Source organism: Streptomyces sp. SID10853, from assembly GCF_010548145.1.
Classification (GTDB): domain Bacteria; phylum Actinomycetota; class Actinomycetes; order Streptomycetales; family Streptomycetaceae; genus Streptomyces.
The window spans coordinates 171,297-192,778 of sequence record NZ_JAAGLN010000001.1 but is presented as its reverse complement, the minus strand read 5'-3'; the positions used below and the strand labels follow the sequence as shown (position 1 = coordinate 192,778).

Here is a 21,482-nt window from a genome sequence, read left to right as displayed (position 1 = left end):
CTGAGCCTGAGCGGCCCACCATGCCTCCTGGGCTCGGGAGCCGGGCGCCGCTACTTTTCCCTGAGAGTCCCCGGCTCCACCGCGAGCAGGGCATCGAGCAGCGCCCCGCGCAGCGGCTTTCCCACATGCGGCCACCGGGGGTCGAACCTGATGAAGTGCGCGGCGCCGTCCGCCCCGAATCCGACGGCGCCCCGGTACGGAAGCACCCGGGATCGGCGCTCCGAGAGCGGCGGATAGCCGGGCAGCGCCACCGGGATCAGACCCTCGCGGAGCAGGTCACCGGAGAGCTGCGCGTAGGGCCCGGCCCCGTGTGGCACGAGCAGGATGAGGCGCTGCACCGGTATCCGGGTCAGCGCCTGTTCCAGTTCCCAGCGCAGCCCGGCCCCGCCACCGCCGGTCGACATCAGGATCAGCGTCGCCTCCCGCATGAGCCGCAGCACCGGGCCCTGCCAGTCGTCCGCGGGCATGGTGGCGCGCCGCGCTCCCGCGTGGTGCAGGCGGGCGCCGGGCCGGCCGACGGCGATCAGCGGGCCGATGACGCGTACGGCACGGGCGAGTTGCTCCTCCTCGCTGAGCGGGGAGCGCCCGGGGCCGCCGAGCACGGTACGGACCGTGGGCGCGAGCCGGGCCAGCCGCGGGTCCTCGGCGAACCCCCGCAGATAGAGCACATACGGGCGACCCGGTGGCTCCGTATCCGCGGGGCGGGCCAGACGGCGGCGCCCCGCGCGGCGCACCGCGGCGGCCAGGTAGTACATCGGGACCGGCAGCAGGAAGGAGCCGGCCAGCGCCGCGATGCCCCAACCTCCGTGGTGGAGCAGGCGGTTGTGCAGATGCCGGGCGAAGTAGCAGGCGAGGAGGGTCAGCCGCAGCGGTCCGCTCGCCAGCACGGCGACCGCCCCCAGCAGCCGCGACGTCCGGGTTCCGATGAACCGTAACCGCGCTTCCCGGCCGTCCTCGCCGCCGTCCCCGTTCCCGCCCTGATCCCCGTCGCCGGAGGGCCCGTCGCCGGCACCCCCGGGGCGGCCCGTACAGCCGTCTTCCGCCGTCATACCGCCAGCGTGGCGCAGCAGTTCGCCCGGTAACAAGAACCGGTGACAAGAACTCGCGCCTTCGTCATGCTGAGGGCATGAGTGACATCGGCAAAGCGTTGTGGAACACCGACATCAACACCTCTGACTACTCCCGGGCCAAGGACCGGTACCAGCAGGCGATACTCGAACAGTACAAACTCTGCGTGGAGATGGCCGACCGCGTCAGTGCCCGGCGCAACCTCACGAACACCTTCTTCCTGTCACTCAACAGCGCCGTCGTGGCCGTGGTGGCCGCGCTCTCCGGCCACACCCTGACCGGCACCTCCGTCTGGTTACTGGCCTCCGGGCTGCTGATCCTGTTCGCCCAGTGCGCGGCGTGGTGGGTGATGGTCCGCTCGTACCGGCAGCTCAACGCGGCCAAGTACGAGGTGATCGGCGCCCTGGAAGCGCGGCTTCCGGCCTTCGCCTACTCCCGTGCGGAGTGGGGTGCGCTGGGCCAGGGGCTGGACTGGCGCAGATATCTGCCGCTCACGCATGTCGAGCAGTGGGTGCCGGTCATCTTCGCGCTCTCGTATCTGATGGCCTTCGTGGCCGGCATCGCGATGTGACATGTTCATGGACCGTAGTCACACGGGTGCGCTACGTTCGTGCCCATGCGGGGGCGGAAGTTGTGGCGCGGTGTGCGCGGTGGCGGGTTGCTCATCCTCGTGGGCGTCGGCGTCCTGCTGGCTCTCGGGCTGAAACTGCTCTCCCTGCACCGGCAGTACGGCGGCTACTTCGACCCGCTGACGTTCGTACGCCCCCTGGTCTACGTCGCCTTGATCGGCGTGCCCATCGCCCTCACCTGGGGCCGCTACCGGCGCACCACGCGGACGCGGATGTACCAGGAGATCGTCGGCCCGCTGGTCAGGTCCGACGAGGAGTACTGCCTGATCCTGCGGCCGTTCGGCAGTGACGGCGAAGTGGCCCTGGCGCACGCCTGGTTCGGCGCCTCCACCATGGAGCAGGCCATCGCCCGCAGCGCCCGGAAAGCCCTCGGGCTGCGGACCTACGCACTGGTCGACCAGGATCTGCGGCTCGCGCCGCCGGGGCCGGTCTGGATGCGCTCGCCCCACGACCAGTGGCAGGACGCCGTCCGGACCCTCATCCGGCGCGCGCACTCCATCGTCCTGATCCTGCCGCCGGGTCAGGGCATCAGGTCCGCCCTCAAGTGGGAGATCGACCAGATCACCCAGCACGAACTCCAGACCCGGCTGGTCCTTGTCCTGCCGCCGGCCCAGCTGTACAAGGCGGAGTATCCGCAGGCGTTCCTGGACGCCTGCGTGATCACGGCCGCCCTGGAGGGCTTCGCGGGCTCCGTCGACGACGTCACCACTCTCCGCGTCCACCAGCTGGAGCTCACGCTCCACGAGCGGACGCAGGTGGTGAAGTACTGCCGGGCGCGCCCCGGGGACACTCCGGTGCTGCGCTGGTGGTACGTCAAGCGGAAGCTGGGCCGCAAGGGATCCGTGCGCTTCTTCCACGGGGCGCTCACCGCCGCCCTCCGTACGACGGAACAAGAGCTGTCGGGCCGCGGCTTCCCGGCGCGCTACCCGTGGCCACTGCCGTGACAGCGCGCGGCGGCCGGGCCGTCGGCCGACGCGCCGCCTGCCCTCGGAGCTGCTGCCGGGGCTGCCGGCCGGACGCGGGATAGGATCCGCCGCCTGCTGTCGAATACGGGAGTGCGGCTGTGGCGGTAACGGTGATCGCGGTGACCGGGCACATGGACCTGACCGAGGACACCGTGCCCCTGGTCCGTACCGCGCTGAAGGAGCTGCTCCGGCCTTACGCGGCGGCCGGGCCCCTCGTCGGTGTCTCCTGCATCGCGGAGGGTTCCGACGCGCTGTTCGCCGAGGCCGTCCTGGCCGCCGGCGGCCGTCTGACCGCCGTCATTCCGTCCCGGGACTACCGCCGCAGGGCCGTACGCCCCGGCCATGCCGCCCGCTTCGACCGGCTGGTGCAAGCATCGGACGACGTCGTCGTCATCCCCCAGGAATCGGCGGGCCGTGCAGCGTACGACGCCGCCAACGCACTGCTTCTGGAGCGCGCGGACCGTCTCGTGGCGGTCTGGAACGGCGAACCCCCGACCGGTAAGGGCGGCGGCACCGCGGACGTGGTCGTCGCGGCACGGGAGAGGGGCATCCCGGTCGATGTCGTCTGGCCCGACCGGGCCCGCCGGAAGAGCTGAGCCTCTGCAAGAGCCGAGCCGCCGGAAGAGCTGAGCCACCGGAGGGGCTGAGCCCGCCGGACAGTCCCTAGTGGCGCAGCCCTCACTCACGCCGTGTTTCGGCACCGGTCCGGGGCCGGTACAATCACTTGCTAGACACAAGCAACAAAAAGAATACGGAGGCGGGAGGCATGGACAAGGGGACGGTCCATGACCGACCGGCGGAGGCGATGCCGGTCACCGGTGATGCCAGTGCCGAGGATGCCGCAGCAGGGCTCGGGAGCCAGATCGTACGGTTCTCCCGGCTGCTCACGACCCGCAGGCGCCGGGCCAAGTTCGAACAGGGCGCCGGCGAGCGAGTGCTGCTGGCCCGGTTGGTACTGGACGGCGAGCAGCGCGCGACCGACCTGGCCACGGACACCTTCCTGGACCTTTCGACCGTCAGCCGTCAGGTGCGGTCGATGGTGGAGAGCGGCCTGATCGCGCGGCGCCCTGACCCGGAGGACCGGCGCGGTGCCTTGCTGCACGCGACCGACGCCGGACGGGCGGCCTTCGAGGCGTACCGGCGGCAGCGCGACGCTGAGCTGGCGGAACTCCTCAGGCCGTGGTCACCGGAGGACCGGTACCAGATCATCCGGCTGATGGCACGCCTCAACGACGACCTGGCAGAGCATGAACACGCACGTCACTGCTCGGGAAACCACCCCGAAGCGGCGGCGAAGCAGGGAGCAACCAAGCATGAGTGAGGCCGTGTCCGCGCCACGCGGAGACACCCAGACGAAAGCGATACCCACCAGTCCGGGCGGCTTGAGCCACCGGCAGATCCTGACCATCCTGAGCGGCCTCATGCTGGGCATGTTCCTGGCCGCGCTCGACCAGACGATCGTCTCGACCTCGATCCGCACCATCGCGGACGACCTGCACGGCCTCAGCCAGCAGGCGTGGGCGACGACCGCCTATCTGATCACGTCGACGATCGCCACACCCCTGTACGGCAAGCTGTCCGACCTTCATGGACGCAAGCCGTACTTCCTGACCGCGATCAGCGTCTTCATCGTCGGCTCGGTGCTCTGCACCTTCTCGACCTCGATGACCGAGCTGGCGTCCTTCCGTGCCCTGCAGGGCATCGGCGCCGGTGGTCTGATGTCGCTGGCCCTGGCGATCATCGGCGACATCGTGCCGCCGCGCGAACGTGCCCGCTACCAGGGCTACATGCTGGCCACCTTCGCCACCTCCAGTGTCGCCGGACCGCTGATCGGCGGCTTCCTGGCCGGCCAGAGCAGCATCCTGGGCGTCACCGGCTGGCGCTGGGTGTTCCTGGTGAACGTCCCGATCGGCATCATCGCGCTGTTCGTCGTCGCCAAGGTCCTCAACATCCCGCACGTCCGGCGCGACCGCCGGATCGACTGGTGGGGCGCGGTCACCATCGCGATCGGCGTGGTGCCGCTGCTGCTCGTCGCCGAGCAGGGCCGCGAATGGGGCTGGGGCTCGACCAACTCGCTGCTCTGCTACGGCATCGGGGTGGTGGGCATCATCGCCTGGATCCTCGTGGAGCGCCGGATGGGCGACGACGCGCTGATCCCGATGCGGCTGTTCCGCAACTCGATCTTCAGCAAGACCAGTCTGCTGTCCGTGCTCATCGGTGCGGGCATGTTCGGCGGGATGCTGATGATCCCGCAGTACCTGCAGATCGTGAAGGGCGCCAGCCCCACCCGGTCCGGCCTCGAAATGCTGCCGCTGATGCTCGGCATGATCATCGCGTCGATCGTGGCGGGCCAGCTCACCGCGAAGACCGGCCGCTACAAGATCTTCCCGATCATCGGCACCGCCCTGATGGTCGCGGCGCTGCTGCTCTTCCACTTCAAGGTCCAGTGGGACACCCCCCTGTGGGAGTCCATGGTCTTCATGCTGGTCTTCGGCCTCGGCCTCGGTGGCTGTATGCAGACCCTGGTACTCGCCGTGCAGAACGCGGTGCCGCCGCAGGACATGGGTGTGGCGACCGCCTCGTCCACGTTCTTCCGTCAGATGGGCGCCACCGCCGGTACCGCGATCTTCCTCTCGGTGCTGTTCAGCAACGTCGGTGACAAGATCTCCTCGGCGTTCAAGTCGGCCGCGCAGACCCCGCAGTTCCAGGCCGCGCTGCACGATCCGCAGGTGCTCTCGAACCCGACCAACAAGCCGGTGCTCGACATGGTCAAGAACCCCGGTGCGGGCGGCGGCGGTTCGAGTGTGCTGAGCGACTCCTCGTTCATCCAGCAGCTCGACCCGCGGCTGGCCGAGCCCTTCAAGCAGGGCTTCGCCGACTCCATGCACCTGGTGTTCCTGATCGCGGCGGGTGTTGTCGCGGTCGGCTTCCTGATGGTCCTGTGGACCAAGGAGGTGCCGCTGCGCAACGTGTCGGGCCTGCAGGCCCGCGCCGCCGAGGAGGAGGGTGCGGCGACCGCCGCCATCGAGGCCGAGGCCGCCGTCGCGGCCGTCCCCGAACCACTGCCGGCCTCGGCCGCGGGACGCCACGCGGCGCCCCGGCCGGAGACGGACGACCAGGCCGGGATCACGGACGCCGCTGGTACGGGCGTCAGGGGATACATCCGCGACAGCGACGGCACGCCCGTACCGCAGGCCGTGGTCACCCTGATCGACCTGGGCGGCCGGCAGCTCGGCCGTACGACGACGGATCCGGACGGCCGGTACTTCGTGGCGGCTCCCGCCGGCGGGACGTACGTCCTGATCGGCTCGGGCGGCGCACGGCAGCCGCAGGCGACGACGGTGGCGGTCGGGGAAGGCCCCATCGACTTCGACCTGATGCTCAGTGGTGCGGCCGGCCTCGTCGGCACGGTCCTGGCCGCGCCGGGCGACCGTCCGCTGCCGGGAGCCCTCGTCATCGCCACCGACATGCGTGGTGACGTGGTCGCATCCGGCACCGCCGACGGGTCGGGCGACTTCGCCTTCGGTGACCTGGTGCCCGGCAGCTACACCCTCGCGGTGAGCGCCGCTGGGCACCGGCCGACGGCCGTGCCGGCGGAGGTCGCCAGCGGTTCCGCCAACCGCTACGAGGTACGGCTCGACCCCGGCGCCCGGGTCCAGGGCACCATCCGCAACAGCGCGGGTGAGCCGCTGGACGACGCCCGGGTGACGCTGCTCGACGCCGCGGGGAACACCGTGGGGTCGACCGTCACGGGTACGGACGGCGTGTACACGTTCAACGACCTCGACACCGGCGACTACACGGTGGTGGCCAGCGGTTATGCGCCCAGCGCCGTTCCGCTGCTGGTGGACGGCAGGGGCGGGCAGGGCCTCGACCTGGACCTGAGCCACTGACGCGGTCGTCGCGGCGTTCCGCGTACTGAGCAAGGCCGGAGGCCGCGGTACGACACAAAGGTGTCGTACCGCGGCCTCCGGCGTGTCCGGGGTGGGCGTGTCCGGGGCCGGCGAACCGGGGTAGGGGCCGGCGGGATCGGGTGGGCGTCGACCGGCTCGGGCGGGCTCCAGCGGGTCATGGCAGGTCATGGCGCTCCAGCGGGCATGGCAGGTCACGCCGGGGCATCGTCGGGGCATGGCGGGTCACGGTCGTAGGAGGGGGAGGCGGCAGTAGAGGTGGCATCCATATATGCGCTTGCAGGCATATAGCCAGCGGCGTATATTCGTCTGCATGGGCACCGCGAACACCCCGGCGAGTGACGTGATCGAAGTCCTCGCCGAACCGAACCGCCGACGCATACTCGACCTGCTCAAGGACGGCGAGCGGCCCGTCGGCGAGCTGGCCGAGCGGCTCGGGCTGGCGCAGCCGACCGTCTCCAAGCATCTGCGCACGCTGCGCGACGCGGGACTGGTCGAGGTCAGGGTCGATGCCCAGCGCCGGCTGTACCGGGTACGCCCGGAGCCACTGGCCGACCTCGACGCATGGCTCGCCCCCTACCGGAAGCTGTGGACCGCGAGCCTGGACCGCCTTGAGCGGCACCTGGAAGAAGGGACACCATGAACGACCACTCCAGCACCCCCGCCGAAGCCGTACTCAGCACCTCGGGCGCCCGGCCGGTCATCCGTTTCGAGCGGATCCTGGCCCGGCCGCCCGAGGAGGTGTGGCGCGCGATCACCGACCGCGAAGAACTCAAGGCGTGGTTCCCCTGCGACGTCATCGCCGACGCCTGGGAGCCGGGCGCCGGTATCAGCTTCCCGTTCCCCGGCGGCGGACCGACGCTGACCGGAAAGGTCCTGGAAGCCGATGAGCCCCGTCTCCTCGCCTACACCTGGGGAGACGAAACCCTGCGCTTCACCCTGACCCCCGAGCCCGGCGGCCGCACCCGCCTGGTGTTCACGGACGAGCTGGACCCGGCCATCGCCGCCCGCAACGCGGCCGGATGGCAGGTCTGCCTGGCCCGTCTCGCCGGTGAGACGTCCGCCGCCCACGCCTGGAAGGAGTTCTTCGACCGCTACACGGCCACGTTCGAGCCGGTCATCGGCCCGCAGGAAGGCCCACCCGTGGGACACTGAGTTGACCGCGGGACACCGAGACGCCCGCGAAACACCGAGACGCCCGCGGAACACCGACAAGACCGCAGGACACCGAGAAAACCCGCGCGGAACACTGCGAAGACCCGCCCGGAACACTGTGCGAAGGGCTGATCAGCGCTCGGGCTCGCCGGCCCCGAGTGTGCGCCCCAGGGCGTCGAGGAGCGCACCGAGCCTGCGCCGGTCCACCCCGCTCATTCCGGCCAGCAACTCCTGCTCCTGGGCGGACCTCACCGCGCCGACCCGGCCGGCCAGCTCGATGCCCTCGGGGGTCAGGGAGAGCCGGACGACCCTCCGGTCGCCGGTGTCGCGCTCCCTGCGGATGAGGCCGGCCGCCTCCATCCGGTCGGCCTGCTGGGTGAGGCCGCCCGCCCTGATGGCACCGGTTGCCGCGACCTCACCCATGGTCAGCCGGTAGGGGCGGCCCGCGTCATGCAGGGCCGTCAGCACATCGCAGGCGGACAGACTGATCCCGAACGGGCGCACGACCCTGCCCATGAGCGTCTGATGGCGCAGCGCGCACTCATTCAGCCGGGCGAGCAGGGAGGCGGGCGAATCGTCCGCGCCGAGACGCCCGCGCTCCGGGTGTACGGCAGGCCCCTGACCGGAGTTGACCGGGCTGTCGGAGTTGCCAGAACTACCGGAGCCGACGGAGCTGCCGGAACTGCCCGAGCCGACGGAGCTGCCGGAACTACCCGAGCTGCCGGAGCTGCCGGAACCACCCGAGCTGCCGGAGCTACCGGAACTGCCCGAGCCCTGTGCCGGTGGGCGTGCTGAGCGGCCGGCGCCGAGTGCATCGCCGAATGCCGTGGTGAGCACCTCCGTGAGCGCGGGCGCCAGCTCGTCGGTGGGGACCGAAGCCGCCGGTTCATGCGCGAAGAGATAGCGCTCCATGACCACGCCGAAGAGGATGCTGCGGATCAGGGCGGCACGCACATCGGCCCCGGGAGAGTCCCCGAGCAGTCGCGCGAGCGGTTCACCGACCTGCTTCTCGAGGATCGTCCGCAGCATGTCGGCGCTCGGCGGATGCCCGACGGCCGAGCGGATCAGCGCAGTCCAGGGGTCGTCGGCGGGCAGCCGGTCCCAGCGGTCGAGATACGCGCGGGCAAGAGCCGCCGGCAGGTCGCCCTCGTCCCGCGACGCGGCGTCGAGCACTTCCCTGCTGACGCCCGCCCCACCGCCGACCATCTCGCGGAACAGGCCGTCCTTGGTACCGAAGTACGCCATCACCAGCCCCGGTGCCACTCCTGCCTCGGCCGCGATGGCACGCACCCCCACCCCCGTGTACCCGTGGGCACCGAACAGCTTCCTGGCCGCGTCGAGCACTGCCTGACGGTTGCCCTCGGGGTCACGGGAGCCGGGCCGCCGTCGGCCGGACGCCGGGCGGCCGGAGTTCATGTCGTCTGGGTCCACACGCTTCAGATTAAACGAGCGTTCAGGCCAGTATCCCTGAACAAGCGTACAGAAAAACGACCGTTCAAAAAGATCACGGCCAATGAACGGATCCGCCGTACAGCACGAACAGAGGGCCAGCACTTATCTGGCATAAGGGGACACAAGGGGCGGTGATCGTCGGAAATCCAGAGCACCCCCTTGCCAGGATGAAACTTTGGGGTCAATCATTTTAGGTACTAGATAGTTCTCTGGCTCCCTGGCCGCCGCATGCCATGACGCGAGGACGAGCCAGAACGAGCCCGACGAACCGAGAGGTCAGGTGGCAGCAGGTTGAAACCCACACCCTTCGACTACACCGCCCCCGCCACCGTCGGCGAGGCGGTCGCCCTCCTGGCCGACGAGACGCGGGAGGCCAAGGTCATGGCGGGCGGCCAGTCCCTCGTTCCCATGCTGAACATGCGCCTCGCCAGGCCCGAGCTGCTGGTGGACATCACCCGTATCCCGGAACTCGGCCGCCTTCACGTGGACGAGGAGGGCGCGCTCCGTATCGGAGCCGCCGTCGGGCAGGCACGCGTCGCCGCCGACACCGCGGTGCGTGACGGCTGGCCGCTGCTGGCCGCCGCCATCGGACACATCGGGCACCCGCAGATCCGGCACCGCGGCACCGTCTGCGGCAGCCTCGCGCACCACGACCCCGCCGCCGAACTGCCCACCGTGGCCCTCGCACTTGACGCCCGCTTCGTGATCACCGGAGTGCACGGCACCCGCACGGTCACCGCCGGGGAATTCTTCGTCGCCACCTTCTCCACGGCCGTCGAGCCGGACGAACTGCTCACCGAAGTCGTGTTCCCGCCGCCCCGCGCGGGCCACGGCTGGGCCTTCGACGAACTGTCCCGCAGACACGGCGACTTCGCGACGGTCGGCGTCGCCGTCCTCCTGCAACGGGACCCCGGCGCGGGCACCGTCCGTACCGCCCGCGTGGTCTTCTGCGGCGCGGGCCCCGTCCCCGTACGCCTGCCCTCCGCCGAGGACGCGCTGATCGGCACCGATGCCGGCGAGCAGGCCCTCGCCGCCGCGGCACGAGCCGTACACGCCGGTCTCGCCCCCGGCGGCGACGTCCACGCCACCGCCGAATACCGGCGCGAGGGCGCCGCCCATCTGCTCATCCGCGCCTGCATCACAGCCTGGGAGCGTTGCCCATGACACCCTCGGTCCCCACCCCGGCCGACGCCCGCGTCCCGACCGCCGACGCCCGCACCACCGCCCACACCACCGCCCCCGCCGTCACCCGCACCCCGCCGCTCGCCGAGCCGTCCGGCTGGCACCGCCTCACCCTCACGGTCAACGGCCGGTCCTTCACCGCCCAGGTCGAATCCCGGCTGCTGCTCAGCGACTTCCTTCGCGACCGGCTCGGCCTCACCGGTACCCATGTCGGCTGCGAGCACGGAGTCTGCGGGGCCTGCACCGTCCTCATCGACGACGTACCGTCGCGCAGCTGTCTCACCCTGGCCGTCCAGTGCGAGGGAACCGCGGTACGCACCGTCGAGAGCCTCGCGCCCGGCGACGCACCGCTCAGCACCGTGCAGCGCGCCTTCCACGAGTGTCACGGCATGCAGTGCGGTTTCTGCACCGCCGGGTTCCTCATGACGGCGACCGCCCTGACCGAGCAGCCCGCGCGCCCGGACGACGAGCAGGTCGCCGACGCGCTCAGCGGGCATCTGTGCCGGTGCACCGGCTACCGCAACATCCGCCGTGCCGTGTGCCAGGCACTCGACGAGCGATTTGGGGAGTGACCCGCATGTTCCGGGAATCCCATGACACCTCCACTGGCACCTCCCCTTCCCCACAGGGCGGAGGCAGTTGGATCGGGCGTTCCGTCCCGCGGGTCGAGGACGACCGGCTGCTGCGCGGCAACGGCAGATACGTCGACGACATCGCGCTGCCGGGCGCCGCCGAAGCCGCCTTCCTGCGCAGCCCGCACGCCCATGCCCGGATCGAGTCGGTCGATGTCAGTGCGGCCCTGACCGCACCCGGAGTCGTCGCCGTGTGGACCGGCGACGATGTGGCGGACCTGCCGGCCCTGGTCAACAAGGAGGAGCTGCGCACCCCGCCCGGCCTCGCCGAACTCCTGGCCCCCGTCGTCAGGACGACCCCCATGCCGCTGCTCGCCCGCACCAAGGTGGTCTACGTCGGCCAGCCGGTCGCCGTCGTCATCGCCGAGAACCGCTACCTCGCCGAGGACGCCCTCGAACTGATCGACGTGCGGTACGCCCCGCTGCCCGTACTCGTCGACCCCGAGCACGCCCTGGCTCCGGACGCGCCCCTGCTGCACGAGCGGCTGCCCGACAACACCGCTGTCGCCGTCTCCACCCGGGTCGGCGACCCCGACGCGGCATTCGCCGGGGCGCACGCCGTGGTGCGCGAGCGGTTCGACGCGCACCGCTATGTCGCGTCCCCGATCGAGACCCGCGCGGTCTCGGCCCAGGTCGACCCGTACAGCGGCCGGCTCACCGTATGGTCGGGCACCCAGACCCCGCACCGGCTGCGCGACGCCATCGCCCACACCCTCGGGCTTGGACCGGCCACGGTCCGGGTCATCGCCGCCGATGTCGGCGGCGGCTTCGGCCAGAAGGGCATCCTCTACATCGAGGAACTCCTCGTCCCGTACGCCGCCCGGCTCATCGGCCGCCCCGTGCTGTGGCGCGAGGACCGCAACGAGAACCTCACGGCCTCCTCGCACGCCCGGGAACAGATCCACCGCATCGAGCTGGCCGCGGACGCCGACGGCCGGCTGCTCGCCGTACGCGACCGGATCACGGTCAACTTCGGCGCGTACAACATGACCGGCCTCGTCGTGCCGTACAACTCGCTCTGCCATCTGCTCGGCCCCTACCGCGTCCCGCATGTGGACATCGACGTGACCGGCGTCCTCACGAACACCACCTTCGCCACGCCCTACCGGGGCGCCGGCCGCCCGGAGGCGGTGTTCGCCATGGAGCGGGCGATGGACCGGCTGGCCGCGAAACTGGGCATCGAACCCGAGGAACTGCGGGCGCGCAATCTGATACCGCCGGACGCGATGCCGTACAGGACCGGTCTGGTGGACCGCTCGGGCAGTCCCCAGACCTACGACTCCGGGGACTACCCGGAACTCCTGCGCCGCGCCGTGGCCAAGGTGGATGCCGGGCAGGTACGCGCCCGTCAGCGGGCGGGGTCCCGCGACGGCAAGCACCTCGGCATCGGCTTCGCCATGTACATCGAGGCCACCGGTCTCGGACCGTTCGAGACGGCCCGTATCGACATCACCCCCGAGGGCCGGGTGCATCTCGCCATCGGCGCACCGTCCCAGGGGCAGGGGCACCGCACCTCGATGGCGCAGATCGCCGCCGACGCCATCGGGGTGCCGGTCGATGTCATTGACGTGGTCGGCGGCGACACCGCGGCCACCCCGTTCGGCGTGGGGACCATCGCCAGCCGCGCCCTGGTCAACGCGGGCAACGCCACCCACCGGGCCGGCCTGCTGGTCCGCGAGAAGATCATCGAGGCGGCGGCCCGGCGCCTCGGGGTCCCGGCGGACGGACTCGACCTGCGCGACGGCACCGTGACGTCCCGCGGGGCCGGCGGGACGGGTGAAGTGGGCGGAGTGGGGGAAGTGGGTGGACCCGGCGGGAGGGGTGGAACGAGTGGGCCTTGCAGGACGGGTGGGCCCGGCGGGACGGGTGGGCCTGGTGAGACGGGTGGGCCCGGTGAGACGGGTGGGCCCAGTGCGACGGGTGGGCCCGGCGGGACGGGCGTAACGGGCGAGACGGACGGACCGGGCCGACCAGACCGAACGGGTGGCCCGTCGATCGGCTTGCCGGAGCTGGCCGGGCGGGCCGCGCTGCCCGGGACGCCCGAGCCGGCCGACGGCAGACACGGCACGGAGCTCAGCGAGACCGTGCACTTCCGGCCGCCGGGGTTCGCGGTCGCGGGCGGAGCACACGCGGCCGTCGTCGAGGTCGACGAGCACACCGGCTGCATCGAGATCCTGCACTACGTCGTCGTCCACGACGCGGGCACCATCGTCAACCCGATGATCGCGGAGGGCCAGGTCACCGGCGGAATCGCGCAGGGGATCGGCGGCGCGCTCTACGAGGAGATGATCTACGGCCCCGACGGCCAGCCCCGCACCGGCACGTACATGGACTATCTGGTGCCCACGTCATCGGAGATCCCCGACCTCGACATGGACGAGACCTTCACCCCGAGCCCGATGAACGACCTCGGCGTCAAGGGACTCGGCGAAGGCGGCGCGATCGCCCCGCAGGCGGTCATCACCGGCGCCGTGGAGGACGCCCTGCGCCCGTTCGACGTGGTCGTGCGCCGCGGACCGCTCTCACCGAGCCGGGTGCGCGAGCTGATCCGTACCGCCACCGCCACCGCCACCCGGGGGTGAACAAGCCCCACGCGCCCGACCCGACCGAACCCCCCTCAACATCTCTCGGGATCCCCTCCGGTCCCCTCGGGCCCCCGAGGTGCCCGAGGGCGCCCCGCCGCACCCCGGCCCGCGAGCCGTTCGACCCAAGATCGGAAACCCATGCAACTCGACCACGCCTTCACCGTCCCGGCGGATCCCGACACCGCCTGGACGCTCTTCCAGGATCTCGCCCGGGTCGCGCCCTGTATGCCGGGCGCCGTGCTCGACACCCTCGACGGAGACGCCTTCACCGGCCGCGTCAAGGTCAAGGTCGGTGCGGTGCAGATGAGTTACCGGGGCGAAGGCCGCGTCACCCGTGACGAAGCCACCCACACCATGCTTCTCGACCTCAGCGGCAGCGAAGCGCGTGGCTCGGGCACCGCGGCGGCCAAGGTCACCGCGACGCTGACCGCCGACCCGGCCGGTACCCGGGTGCGCGTGGCCACGGACCTCGACATCACCGGGCGGCCCGCGCAGTTCGGCCGCGGCATCATGGCCGAGGTCGGCGACCGCATCGTGCAGCAGTTCGCCACCCGCCTCGAAGCGCTGCTGCGCGACGGCGAGCCGGTCGCGACGACGCCTTCCGCGACGACATCGACGACATCGGCGACATCAGCGACATCGGCGGGGGCCGCGCCCGTACCTTCCGCGGTGCCCACGACAGCGGGATCAGCTGCCGTACGTCCCGCCGCCGAGCCGGAAGCCGTTGACCTCGGGGCGGCGGTGCTGCCCGTACTGCTCAGGAGGGCAGCCGTGCCCGCGGCAGCCGTACTGGTCTCCCTCGTGGTGATCCGGCTGCTGAACAGGCGCTCCCGGAGGTGACCCCGACGCGATACCGACGTCCGGTCCAGCCGGTCCAGGCTGCCCAGCCGGCCCACGCCTACCGTTACAGCGGCTACAGCCGGTAAGCCGGTCAGCCCGCCGTCACAGCCGCTCCAGCAGGGATCTGAGCAGGGACAGTTCGGCATCGCTCAGCGCGGAGAACTCCTCGGCGAGCACCCGCGTGACCGGCCCTTCGCAACGCGCCACCAGGTCGTACCCCTGCGCGCTGAGCCGGTGACGGTGCACCCGGCCGGGACCGGAGGCCCGTTCCACGAGCCCCTTGTCGACGAGCCGCCGGATGAGCGCGCCCAAGGACTGGTCCGTCTGCGCGGTGCGTGCGGCGAGCTCGTGTGCGGAGGAGCCGGGCGTGTCCGCGACCGCCACCAGCACGACGTACTGCGACATGGACGTCCCGAGCGAAGCCAGTGCGGCGTCGATCGCCTGGTGTTTCCGCTGGTGAACCTGGCGGAGCAGGACGCCCGCCCACCAGGCGTCACTGTCGCCGACGCCGCTCCCACTCATGCGCCGCAGCCTACCGGCTCCCCCTGCTGCCTCTCCGGACAACGGAACAGCCCCCGGACAACGGAACAGCCCCAAGTTAGGGTAACCTAAATAAGGTTCCTTACTTAGTTCCTTGCCCAGGGGTGATCAGTGACCGGACAGGCTCCGCCGCGGCGTGACTCCGTGACCGCCGGCAACCACGCGTGCTACGCGCCTCTCCCGCGCAGGCGACTGTCCGCCCGGGGAGTGGTCATGCTCAACCCGGGGCGGTGGCTGTGGGGCCAGGCACTGCTGGTGGCGGTCACGGGTGCCGCTGTCTTCGGCGTGGGTTATCTGGCAGCAGGCTGGCTCATCGGACTGGCAGCCTTCATCGGCTCCTGGAACGTCATGCTCGAACAGAGCACCCCCGGAGCCCACCGGCGCTTGTTCACCCCGCTCGCCGGCGGGGGGCTCGCCTGCTCGGCAGCCATCGGTTTCCTGCTGTCGGCCACGCAGGTGTCGCAGTGGACGGCCATCGGCGTCCAGGCGGTGCTGGCCACGTTCACCTACTACGTGTGCTCGGTGCTGCGCGCCGCACCGCCGGGCGGCTTCCTCTACCTGCTCGCATGCTCGCTGTGCAGCCAAGTCCCGGCCGATCTGCGGCAGGTGCCGGTCCTGTTCGCCGCCGCCGCGACCGGCGCAGTGGCCGGCTGGCTGATGGTCCTCACGGAGAACGCGATGACCGCGGGCGCGGCCGAGTACCGGGCCGTGGCGTACGTGTACGAGTGCCTGGCCACCCTGGTCCGGGCGACGGGCAACGCCCACGCCGACGCCGCATCCGTCGGCGCCCCATCCATCGGGGCCCCATCCATCGGCACCCCACCCGCCGGCACCCCACTCACCGGCACCCCACCCGCCGCCCTCACTCGCACCGCCGTCGCTCACGCGGACACCGCCCGGCACGCTGCCGTGGCGGCCCTGGCCGGGGCGCACGAAACGCTCAGCCGCGGCGGCACGAGGCGGATGCGCCGTACCGGCGAGTGGGCCCGTCTGCTGGAGCTCGACCGGTACGCCGTACACGCGATCGCCGCAGCCGGATCAGCGGTGTCCGGCACCCCACGCGCGACACTGGACACCCAGTCCGAGACCGCGGCACGCATCGCCCGGCTGCTCGGCCGCCGACACCCGCGGGGGTCGCGGTGGCACTCCGAACCAGCCGGTCAACAGGTCGGTCAGCACGGCAGCGGACAAGGCGACACGCAGGGCTGCGGACAAGGCGGCGCACCGGCCTGCGGACAGACCGCCAGGCGGGGCAGGGCCTACGGGCGGAACGCATCGGGGCATCCGGCGTCCGCAGCGGTCCAGCGACTCGACAAGGCCTTGAGCCAGGCCGAACAGGCCGCCCGCACCCCGGCGTTCACCGCGTCACCACCGTCGGACCGCCGCCGTTACCCACCCCTGCGGGCGGCCCTCGCCGCCGGAGTACGCGCCAAGGCCGACGCCTGGCGATACGCCGTACGCGCGGGCGCAGCGATATTCACCGCCGGCGCGCTCAGCCACCTCGCCGGCCTCGACCGGCCCGGCTGGGCCATGATCTCGGCGGGCTCGGTGCTGCTGGCCCCCGACCTGGCGGGCACCTTCAACCGCTCCCTGCAACGCTGCGCCGGCACAGCACTGGGCCTGGTCCTCGCGGCGGGCGTACTGACGCTGCATCCGCCGAGGGCCGCCACCATCGTGATCGTCGCAGGCGTGGTCGGACTCGCACAGCCCTTCCTCGCCAAGAACTCCGGCCTGGCCATGCTGGTCCTGACCCCCGGCATCCTCCCGCTGTCCGCGACACGGACTCAGGGCTTTCTGCCGCTGCTCGACGACAGGCTCTGGACCACGGTCATCGGGGCGGCGGTCGCTCTGCTCGCAGCCCCCTTGCTGCGGCGCAGGCCCGCCCCCGACGCGCTCCGCGCCCACCTGGCCTCACTCATCCGGACCCTGGCCGCAGACACACCGGGGGCTTCCAGGACTCCCGGCGCACACACCCCCCACGACGAACACGACGCATACAACCAACCCGGCCAACACGACCGACCCGGCCAGCGCAACGAACACGACTGGCGACGCGCCGTCCTCACCGCTTCCCTCGACCTCGGAAAGCTGTTCCGGCAGGCGCTGTCCGACATCCGCCCCGCCCCGTCCGTGGCGGCCCTGTGGCCCGCCCATCTCGCCCTGCAGCGGCTCGGATTCGCGCTGGCCGCCACGCCGACCCCGCCCGACGGCGACCGGGCCCGTCACGCGTTCGGTGCGCTGGCAACGGCCGCGGCCGAGGGGCGCCGTCCCGCGGCCGAGGCCCTCCCGGCCGACTGGGCGGACCCTGCGGCCCGGGAGAGTTTCCGGAGGCTGCGGGCGGCCCTCAGCGAGGGCACGTCAATGCCCGCGGAGCACAGCGAATCGCAGCTGCGGGGCCGCCTCCAGGACCCCACCGGCACCCCTGTCGCGCACGCCACCCTGACTCTGATCGACCCCGCGGGAGCACAGGCCGACGTCGCCTACACCGACTCCGGTGGCCAGTTCGTCCTGCACGCCCGCCGGCCGGGCAGACATCTGGTGGTCGCCTCCGGCTCCCTCACCGGCCCCTGCGCCGAGGAAGTCCGCGTACCCAGCGGGCGAATGATCACGATCGGCGGAAGCGCGCCGAAGCACACCGGCGACCGGGACGATACGCTATCGTCACGACGCGACTGCAGCGTATCGTCGTGACGAGCGGTCCACCCCACACGGGAGGCGGATGTGCAGGAGGTGCTGTGCTTTCTCCTGGCAGCGGTGATCATGCTCATAGCGGTCGAGCTGATCGCCGCGAAGACCGGGTTGCCGACGGCCGCCCTGCTCACCGTCGGGGGCCTGCTCTACGCACTCCTGCCCGGCCCCGACATCCAGGTACCACCCGACGCGGTCATGACCCTGGTGCTGCCGCCGCTGCTCTACAGCGCCGCGCTGAACTCGTCCCTGATCGCGATCCGCAGGAATCTGCGCTCGATCGTGAGCCTGTCGGTGGTGCTGGTACTCCTGACTGCGACAGCGGTCGGTGTCGGTTTCAGCCTCGTCGTGCCAGGAGCAACGCTGGCCGCCGGGATGGTGCTCGGCGCCGCGGTCTCACCGCCCGACCCCGTCGCGGCGCTCGCGGCCGCACGGCGGGCCGGTCTGCCGAGCAAGCTGACCACCCTCATCGAGGGGGAAGGGCTGCTCAACGACGCCACGGCTCTGACCGCCCTGACCGTCGCCATCACAGCCACCACCACCGGCGAGTTCTCGCCCGCCTCGGCTGTCCTGCACTTCGTGGTCACCGCTACCGGCGGAACCGCCATCGGCGTGCTGGTCGCCGCGCTCGTGCACTGGCTCCGTCGCGTCATTCGCGAGCCCTTGCTGGTCAACGCCATCTCCTTGGCCACGCCGTTCGCCGCCTGTCTGCTCGGCGAGCTGCTGCACACATCGGCCGTACTCGCGGTCGTGGTCGCCGGCCTGCTGATCGGGCACGAAACCCCCCGGGCCGTCTCGGGCAGCAGCCGCCTGCAGACACGAGCCGTCTGGCGGCTGATCGACTTCCTGCTGGAAGGCTTCGTCTTCCTGCTCATCGGCCAGCAACTGCCCCTCGTACTCCACGGACTGCGCGCGTATCCCCTCTCCACACTGCTCCTGGCCGCAGGAACGACTCTGGGCTGCGTTCTCCTCGTACGGCCGCTGTGGCTCTTCGGCACACAGTGGTTCCCCCGCAGGCTCCACCTGCGCCTCGGCGGAAACAGCTCCCGTGCGGACCAGCGGCTGTCCGGCCGCGAGATCGTCGCGCTGAGCTGGACCGGTACCCGCGGTGTCATCACCATCACCAGCACCCTCACGCTGCCCCTCACCGCCCTCGGAATCGCGCCCTTCCCGGACCGCAACCTGCTGCTGTTCTGCGCCTACCTGACCGTCATCGTCACCCTCGTCGGCCAGGGAGCGACCTTCGTCCCGCTGGTCCGCCTGCTGCGCCTTCGCGGCGAGCCCGACCACACCGAACTCCACGACCGCGCCCGCGCCGCCGCCGCCCGGGCAGCGCTGGCACAGCTGGACGACATCGCCTACGAGCACCTTCTCGACGCATCCACCATCGAGCGGCTGCGCCGCGGTCTCGATCACCGCGCACAGCCCGGGCCCCTCTTCCGGCAGCCCCGAAACCCCACCGCTCCACACCGGACCCGCCATACGGCCCTGGCCGCTTCCGTGAGCCAGGCACAGCGACAGGTGATCGACGTCCAGCGCTCCGAACTGGTCCGCTGGCGTCGCCTCGGGCACCTCCCCGACGACAGCCTCCGGCTGCTCCACAACGAACTCGACCACGAAGAGGGATCACTGGACCACGGAGGCGAAGAGTACTGACCGCTTCGGCCGACGGGTCAACGCTTGTACGCAGAAGGGGAAACAGAGCAGAAGGGGGAACACAGATGTCTGCCCGTGGCTCCGGAGTCCGGCATGTCGGCTACATCATCTACCCCGAGCTCGAGCTGCCCGAGCCGGAAAGTCGCCGGCTCGTCGACGACTTCGAGGGCTGACTGTCCGTGCCCGGCGCACGCTCAGGGCCGCCGGCCTGGGCCGGTGAGACAGTACTGAACGCTGAACCGCCACTCCCACTCCAGGACTCCCACAGCGCCAGTGACATGACACACCCTCAGCTCAGGCGTGGATCCAGGTTCAGGAGTTCGTCGTTGGTGCGGTACCGCGGGCCCGCCAGCTCGATGACGCTGTCCCTCAGCAGTACGGGGTCCGCGCTGAGATCGCCCAGCCCGCACAGCGCGTGGTACCCGAAGCCGCGCAGGTAGGGCACCGTCCAGGTCAGTCTGCTCAGCCCGAAGTCGTGCGAGGTCGGCCCCAGCCGCACCACAAGCAGGTTCTTGTAGGTCGTGATGTCCTCCCCGACCACCGCGTCGAAGGTGTGGAGAAGACCGATGAAGTCCACATCGGGCCAGGGGATGTCCACCTTCCGCCCGAAACCGTCCGTAAAACTCAGCGTCGAACGGGACAGCACCAGGTACGCCCGCCGGTCCCAGGCCCAGAAGTACACGATCAGCACGGGGAAGAGGGCCAGGCCGGCCGTGGCGACCACCGCCTGCCAGTCCCACTTCAGGAGGACCGTCGCGCACAGCAACCCGGCCAGGAGCAGAACCGTCAGCACGACCGTGAGCGCCTTGCGCCGGCGCACGCTCCCCTCCAGGTCGTGCCGTCCGAATTCGACCGTCTTCCGCGCGTCGGACGGGGACGGGACAGGAACGCCGCCGTCGGCGGGCACGGCCGGGAGCCTGGGCGCCCTGTTCCGGGCGAGGGCCAGTTGATCCGTGGTGAGCGTTCCTCGCTGTTCCGGCCGCGGTTTGCCGTTCGCCACGAGGGTGCGCAGCAAGTGCTCGTAGATGACACGGAAGGTCAGCAGCTCCGGGCCGCCGGGCAGCCCGGACCGCAGCAGTTCGAGCAACGCACCGGTGAAGGTCGTATGACGGGCGCCGACCGCGGTGTGCGAGGGGGCGGTGGCCGATGTCGAGGTCAGCGTGTAGGTGCCGACGATCTCGACCTGGGCGGATGCCAGCGAGACCGGATCGCCCATCGCCTCGATGGCACGGCCCGAGAAGCAGCAGTCGAGGATCAGGACACGATTGCGCGCCGGAGATCCCGCGATGCATTCCCTGATGTGCGCGAACGGCAGCCCCGACCACTTCAGACGCCCGCGCCGGGTGGTCCGCAGGCCGAGGTGGAGTTCGCCTCTCTCGTCCACGAGGCCGTGCCCGGCGAAGTACACCAGAAGGAGGTCCTCCGCCTGCTCGGCGGCCCGTTCCAGTTGTTCGCCCACCTCCATCACAGCGCCGGGATCGTGCAGAACCGTGCAGTGACCGGGCGGGAGGCCGAGGGACCACGGGCTGGTCAGAACCTCGGCGAGATCGGTGACGTTGTTGGTCACCGCGTCGAGTGCGGGCAACGCCGAGTCCTCATACACGGCTGTCCCGATCAGCAGCGCGCGGGACCGGGCCGGATCCGCCAGACTCACTTTCCCGCCCTTCTCCACCGGTGGTCGCCCGTATCCCTACGGGCCATGGCCCGTACCTCTGCCGGCCGTCGCCCTTACCCCTACTGGCCGTTGCACGGATCCCTACTGACCGTCGGCCGGATCTCCGCCGGCCGCCGGCGGGTGCAGCACGGTCTCGATCACTGCCTGCGCGTCCGGCACGCGCCGGGCAGCCACCGTCACCTTGTCCCCGGTCGGCGAGGTCACCTCGACCGTCACGTCCGAACGCCGCTGCTGGAGCCAGACGGAGACCGATCGTGCCAGCACCGCGCCGGCGCCACCACTGCCGACGGCAACAACCAATGTGTCGGCCAGGGCGCCCATGTGCTCGGCGCCGATGGGCCGTTGCTCGATGCGTACGCGTCCACGCAAGGCGTCCTCGCGCGCCAGCCACTGGTGCAGCGACGCCAGTTCGGCGGCGACGTCATGGCCCTCAGCGATCCGTACACGAGCAGACACCAAGGCGTCCCTCCCCCACTCCCTCAGCCGGATGGCGCTGAGTATAGG

At 71.1% G+C, this 21,482-nt stretch carries 18 protein-coding genes; 13 read left to right on the top strand and 5 right to left on the bottom strand.

The features are described 5' to 3' along the window. Window positions 1–50: 50 nt before the first annotated feature. A complete protein-coding gene (locus G3I19_RS00890; RefSeq protein ID WP_164258009.1) occupies window positions 51–1,049 on the bottom strand; it encodes a hypothetical protein in 999 nt (332 codons plus the stop codon). A 77-nt stretch (window positions 1,050–1,126) separates the two neighbouring features. On the opposite strand from G3I19_RS00890, the gene G3I19_RS00885 reads away from it, so the two are divergent. From G3I19_RS00885 to G3I19_RS00855, 7 genes are all read left to right on the top strand, one after another. Then, window positions 1,127–1,639, top strand: coding sequence for a hypothetical protein (locus tag G3I19_RS00885; RefSeq protein ID WP_203598952.1), 513 nt, complete (start codon window positions 1,127–1,129; stop codon window positions 1,637–1,639). A 45-nt stretch (window positions 1,640–1,684) separates the two neighbouring features. After that, entirely contained in the window at window positions 1,685–2,641 is a 957-nt protein-coding gene (locus G3I19_RS00880; RefSeq protein WP_164258316.1) for a hypothetical protein, read from the top strand. A 152-nt stretch (window positions 2,642–2,793) separates the two neighbouring features. After that, window positions 2,794–3,258, top strand: a complete 465-nt coding sequence (locus tag G3I19_RS00875) for a hypothetical protein (RefSeq protein ID WP_164258368.1) — start codon at window positions 2,794–2,796, stop codon at window positions 3,256–3,258. Between the two features lie 170 nt (window positions 3,259–3,428). Continuing rightward, window positions 3,429–3,983 carry a MarR family transcriptional regulator gene (locus tag G3I19_RS00870; RefSeq protein ID WP_164258314.1) on the top strand — a complete coding sequence of 185 codons (555 nt, stop codon included), beginning with the start codon at window positions 3,429–3,431 and terminating at the stop codon, window positions 3,981–3,983. Then, the gene (locus tag G3I19_RS00865; RefSeq protein WP_164258312.1) at window positions 3,976–6,555 is read left to right on the top strand and encodes an MFS transporter; all 2,580 of its coding nucleotides are present in this window, start codon (window positions 3,976–3,978) and stop codon (window positions 6,553–6,555) included. The genes G3I19_RS00870 and G3I19_RS00865 overlap by 8 nt, the downstream gene beginning before the upstream one ends. A gap of 331 nt (window positions 6,556–6,886) precedes the next feature. Then, on the top strand, window positions 6,887–7,216 hold the full coding sequence (locus G3I19_RS37940) for a metalloregulator ArsR/SmtB family transcription factor (RefSeq protein WP_203598951.1): 330 nt from the start codon (window positions 6,887–6,889) through the stop codon (window positions 7,214–7,216). Beyond that, window positions 7,213–7,728 (top strand): SRPBCC domain-containing protein, encoded by a 516-nt coding sequence (locus G3I19_RS00855; protein ID WP_164258308.1) that lies wholly within the window; start codon window positions 7,213–7,215, stop codon window positions 7,726–7,728. Before G3I19_RS37940 ends, G3I19_RS00855 begins: the two co-directional genes overlap by 4 nt. A gap of 132 nt (window positions 7,729–7,860) precedes the next feature. Here the strand turns inward: G3I19_RS00855 and G3I19_RS00850 are convergent, their stop codons facing one another. Continuing rightward, window positions 7,861–9,159, bottom strand: coding sequence for a TetR family transcriptional regulator (locus G3I19_RS00850; RefSeq protein WP_164258306.1), 1,299 nt, complete (start codon window positions 9,157–9,159; stop codon window positions 7,861–7,863). A gap of 312 nt (window positions 9,160–9,471) precedes the next feature. Here G3I19_RS00850 and G3I19_RS00845 point away from each other — a divergent pair, with 312 nt between their 5' ends. The 4 genes from G3I19_RS00845 to G3I19_RS00825 all read left to right on the top strand — a co-directional run bounded on the left by G3I19_RS00845 (window position 9,472) and on the right by G3I19_RS00825 (window position 14,419). Beyond that, window positions 9,472–10,344: a xanthine dehydrogenase family protein subunit M gene (locus tag G3I19_RS00845; RefSeq protein WP_164258304.1), complete on the top strand. Its 873-nt coding sequence runs from the start codon at window positions 9,472–9,474 to the stop codon at window positions 10,342–10,344. Continuing rightward, complete coding sequence (locus G3I19_RS00840) at window positions 10,341–10,934, top strand: (2Fe-2S)-binding protein (RefSeq protein ID WP_164258302.1); 594 nt, start codon at window positions 10,341–10,343, stop codon at window positions 10,932–10,934. The genes G3I19_RS00845 and G3I19_RS00840 overlap by 4 nt, the downstream gene beginning before the upstream one ends. A gap of 5 nt (window positions 10,935–10,939) precedes the next feature. Next, window positions 10,940–13,576 carry a xanthine dehydrogenase family protein molybdopterin-binding subunit gene (locus G3I19_RS00835; protein WP_239073860.1) on the top strand — a complete coding sequence of 879 codons (2,637 nt, stop codon included), beginning with the start codon at window positions 10,940–10,942 and terminating at the stop codon, window positions 13,574–13,576. 141 nt (window positions 13,577–13,717) lie between these two features. Next, window positions 13,718–14,419, top strand: coding sequence for an SRPBCC family protein (locus tag G3I19_RS00825; RefSeq protein WP_164258300.1), 702 nt, complete (start codon window positions 13,718–13,720; stop codon window positions 14,417–14,419). Between the two features lie 102 nt (window positions 14,420–14,521). Here G3I19_RS00825 and G3I19_RS00820 read toward each other — a convergent pair whose 3' ends face one another. Beyond that, a complete protein-coding gene (locus G3I19_RS00820; protein ID WP_164258298.1) occupies window positions 14,522–14,941 on the bottom strand; it encodes a MarR family winged helix-turn-helix transcriptional regulator in 420 nt (139 codons plus the stop codon). 231 nt (window positions 14,942–15,172) lie between these two features. Between G3I19_RS00820 and G3I19_RS00815 the strand changes: the two genes are divergently transcribed. Together G3I19_RS00815 and G3I19_RS00810 are read left to right on the top strand one after the other, a co-directional pair. Further along, complete coding sequence (locus G3I19_RS00815) at window positions 15,173–17,650, top strand: FUSC family protein (RefSeq protein ID WP_164258296.1); 2,478 nt, start codon at window positions 15,173–15,175, stop codon at window positions 17,648–17,650. Between the two features lie 30 nt (window positions 17,651–17,680). Beyond that, window positions 17,681–19,303 (top strand): Na+/H+ antiporter, encoded by a 1,623-nt coding sequence (locus tag G3I19_RS00810; protein WP_164258294.1) that lies wholly within the window; start codon window positions 17,681–17,683, stop codon window positions 19,301–19,303. Window positions 19,304–19,592: 289 nt separating this feature from the next. Here the strand turns inward: G3I19_RS00810 and G3I19_RS00805 are convergent, their stop codons facing one another. Both G3I19_RS00805 and G3I19_RS00800 read right to left on the bottom strand, forming a co-directional pair. Next, window positions 19,593–20,957: a caspase family protein gene (locus G3I19_RS00805; RefSeq protein ID WP_164258292.1), complete on the bottom strand. Its 1,365-nt coding sequence runs from the start codon at window positions 20,955–20,957 to the stop codon at window positions 19,593–19,595. Window positions 20,958–21,059: 102 nt separating this feature from the next. Further along, window positions 21,060–21,434, bottom strand: coding sequence for a hypothetical protein (locus G3I19_RS00800; RefSeq protein WP_164258290.1), 375 nt, complete (start codon window positions 21,432–21,434; stop codon window positions 21,060–21,062). Window positions 21,435–21,482: the final 48 nt, after the last annotated feature.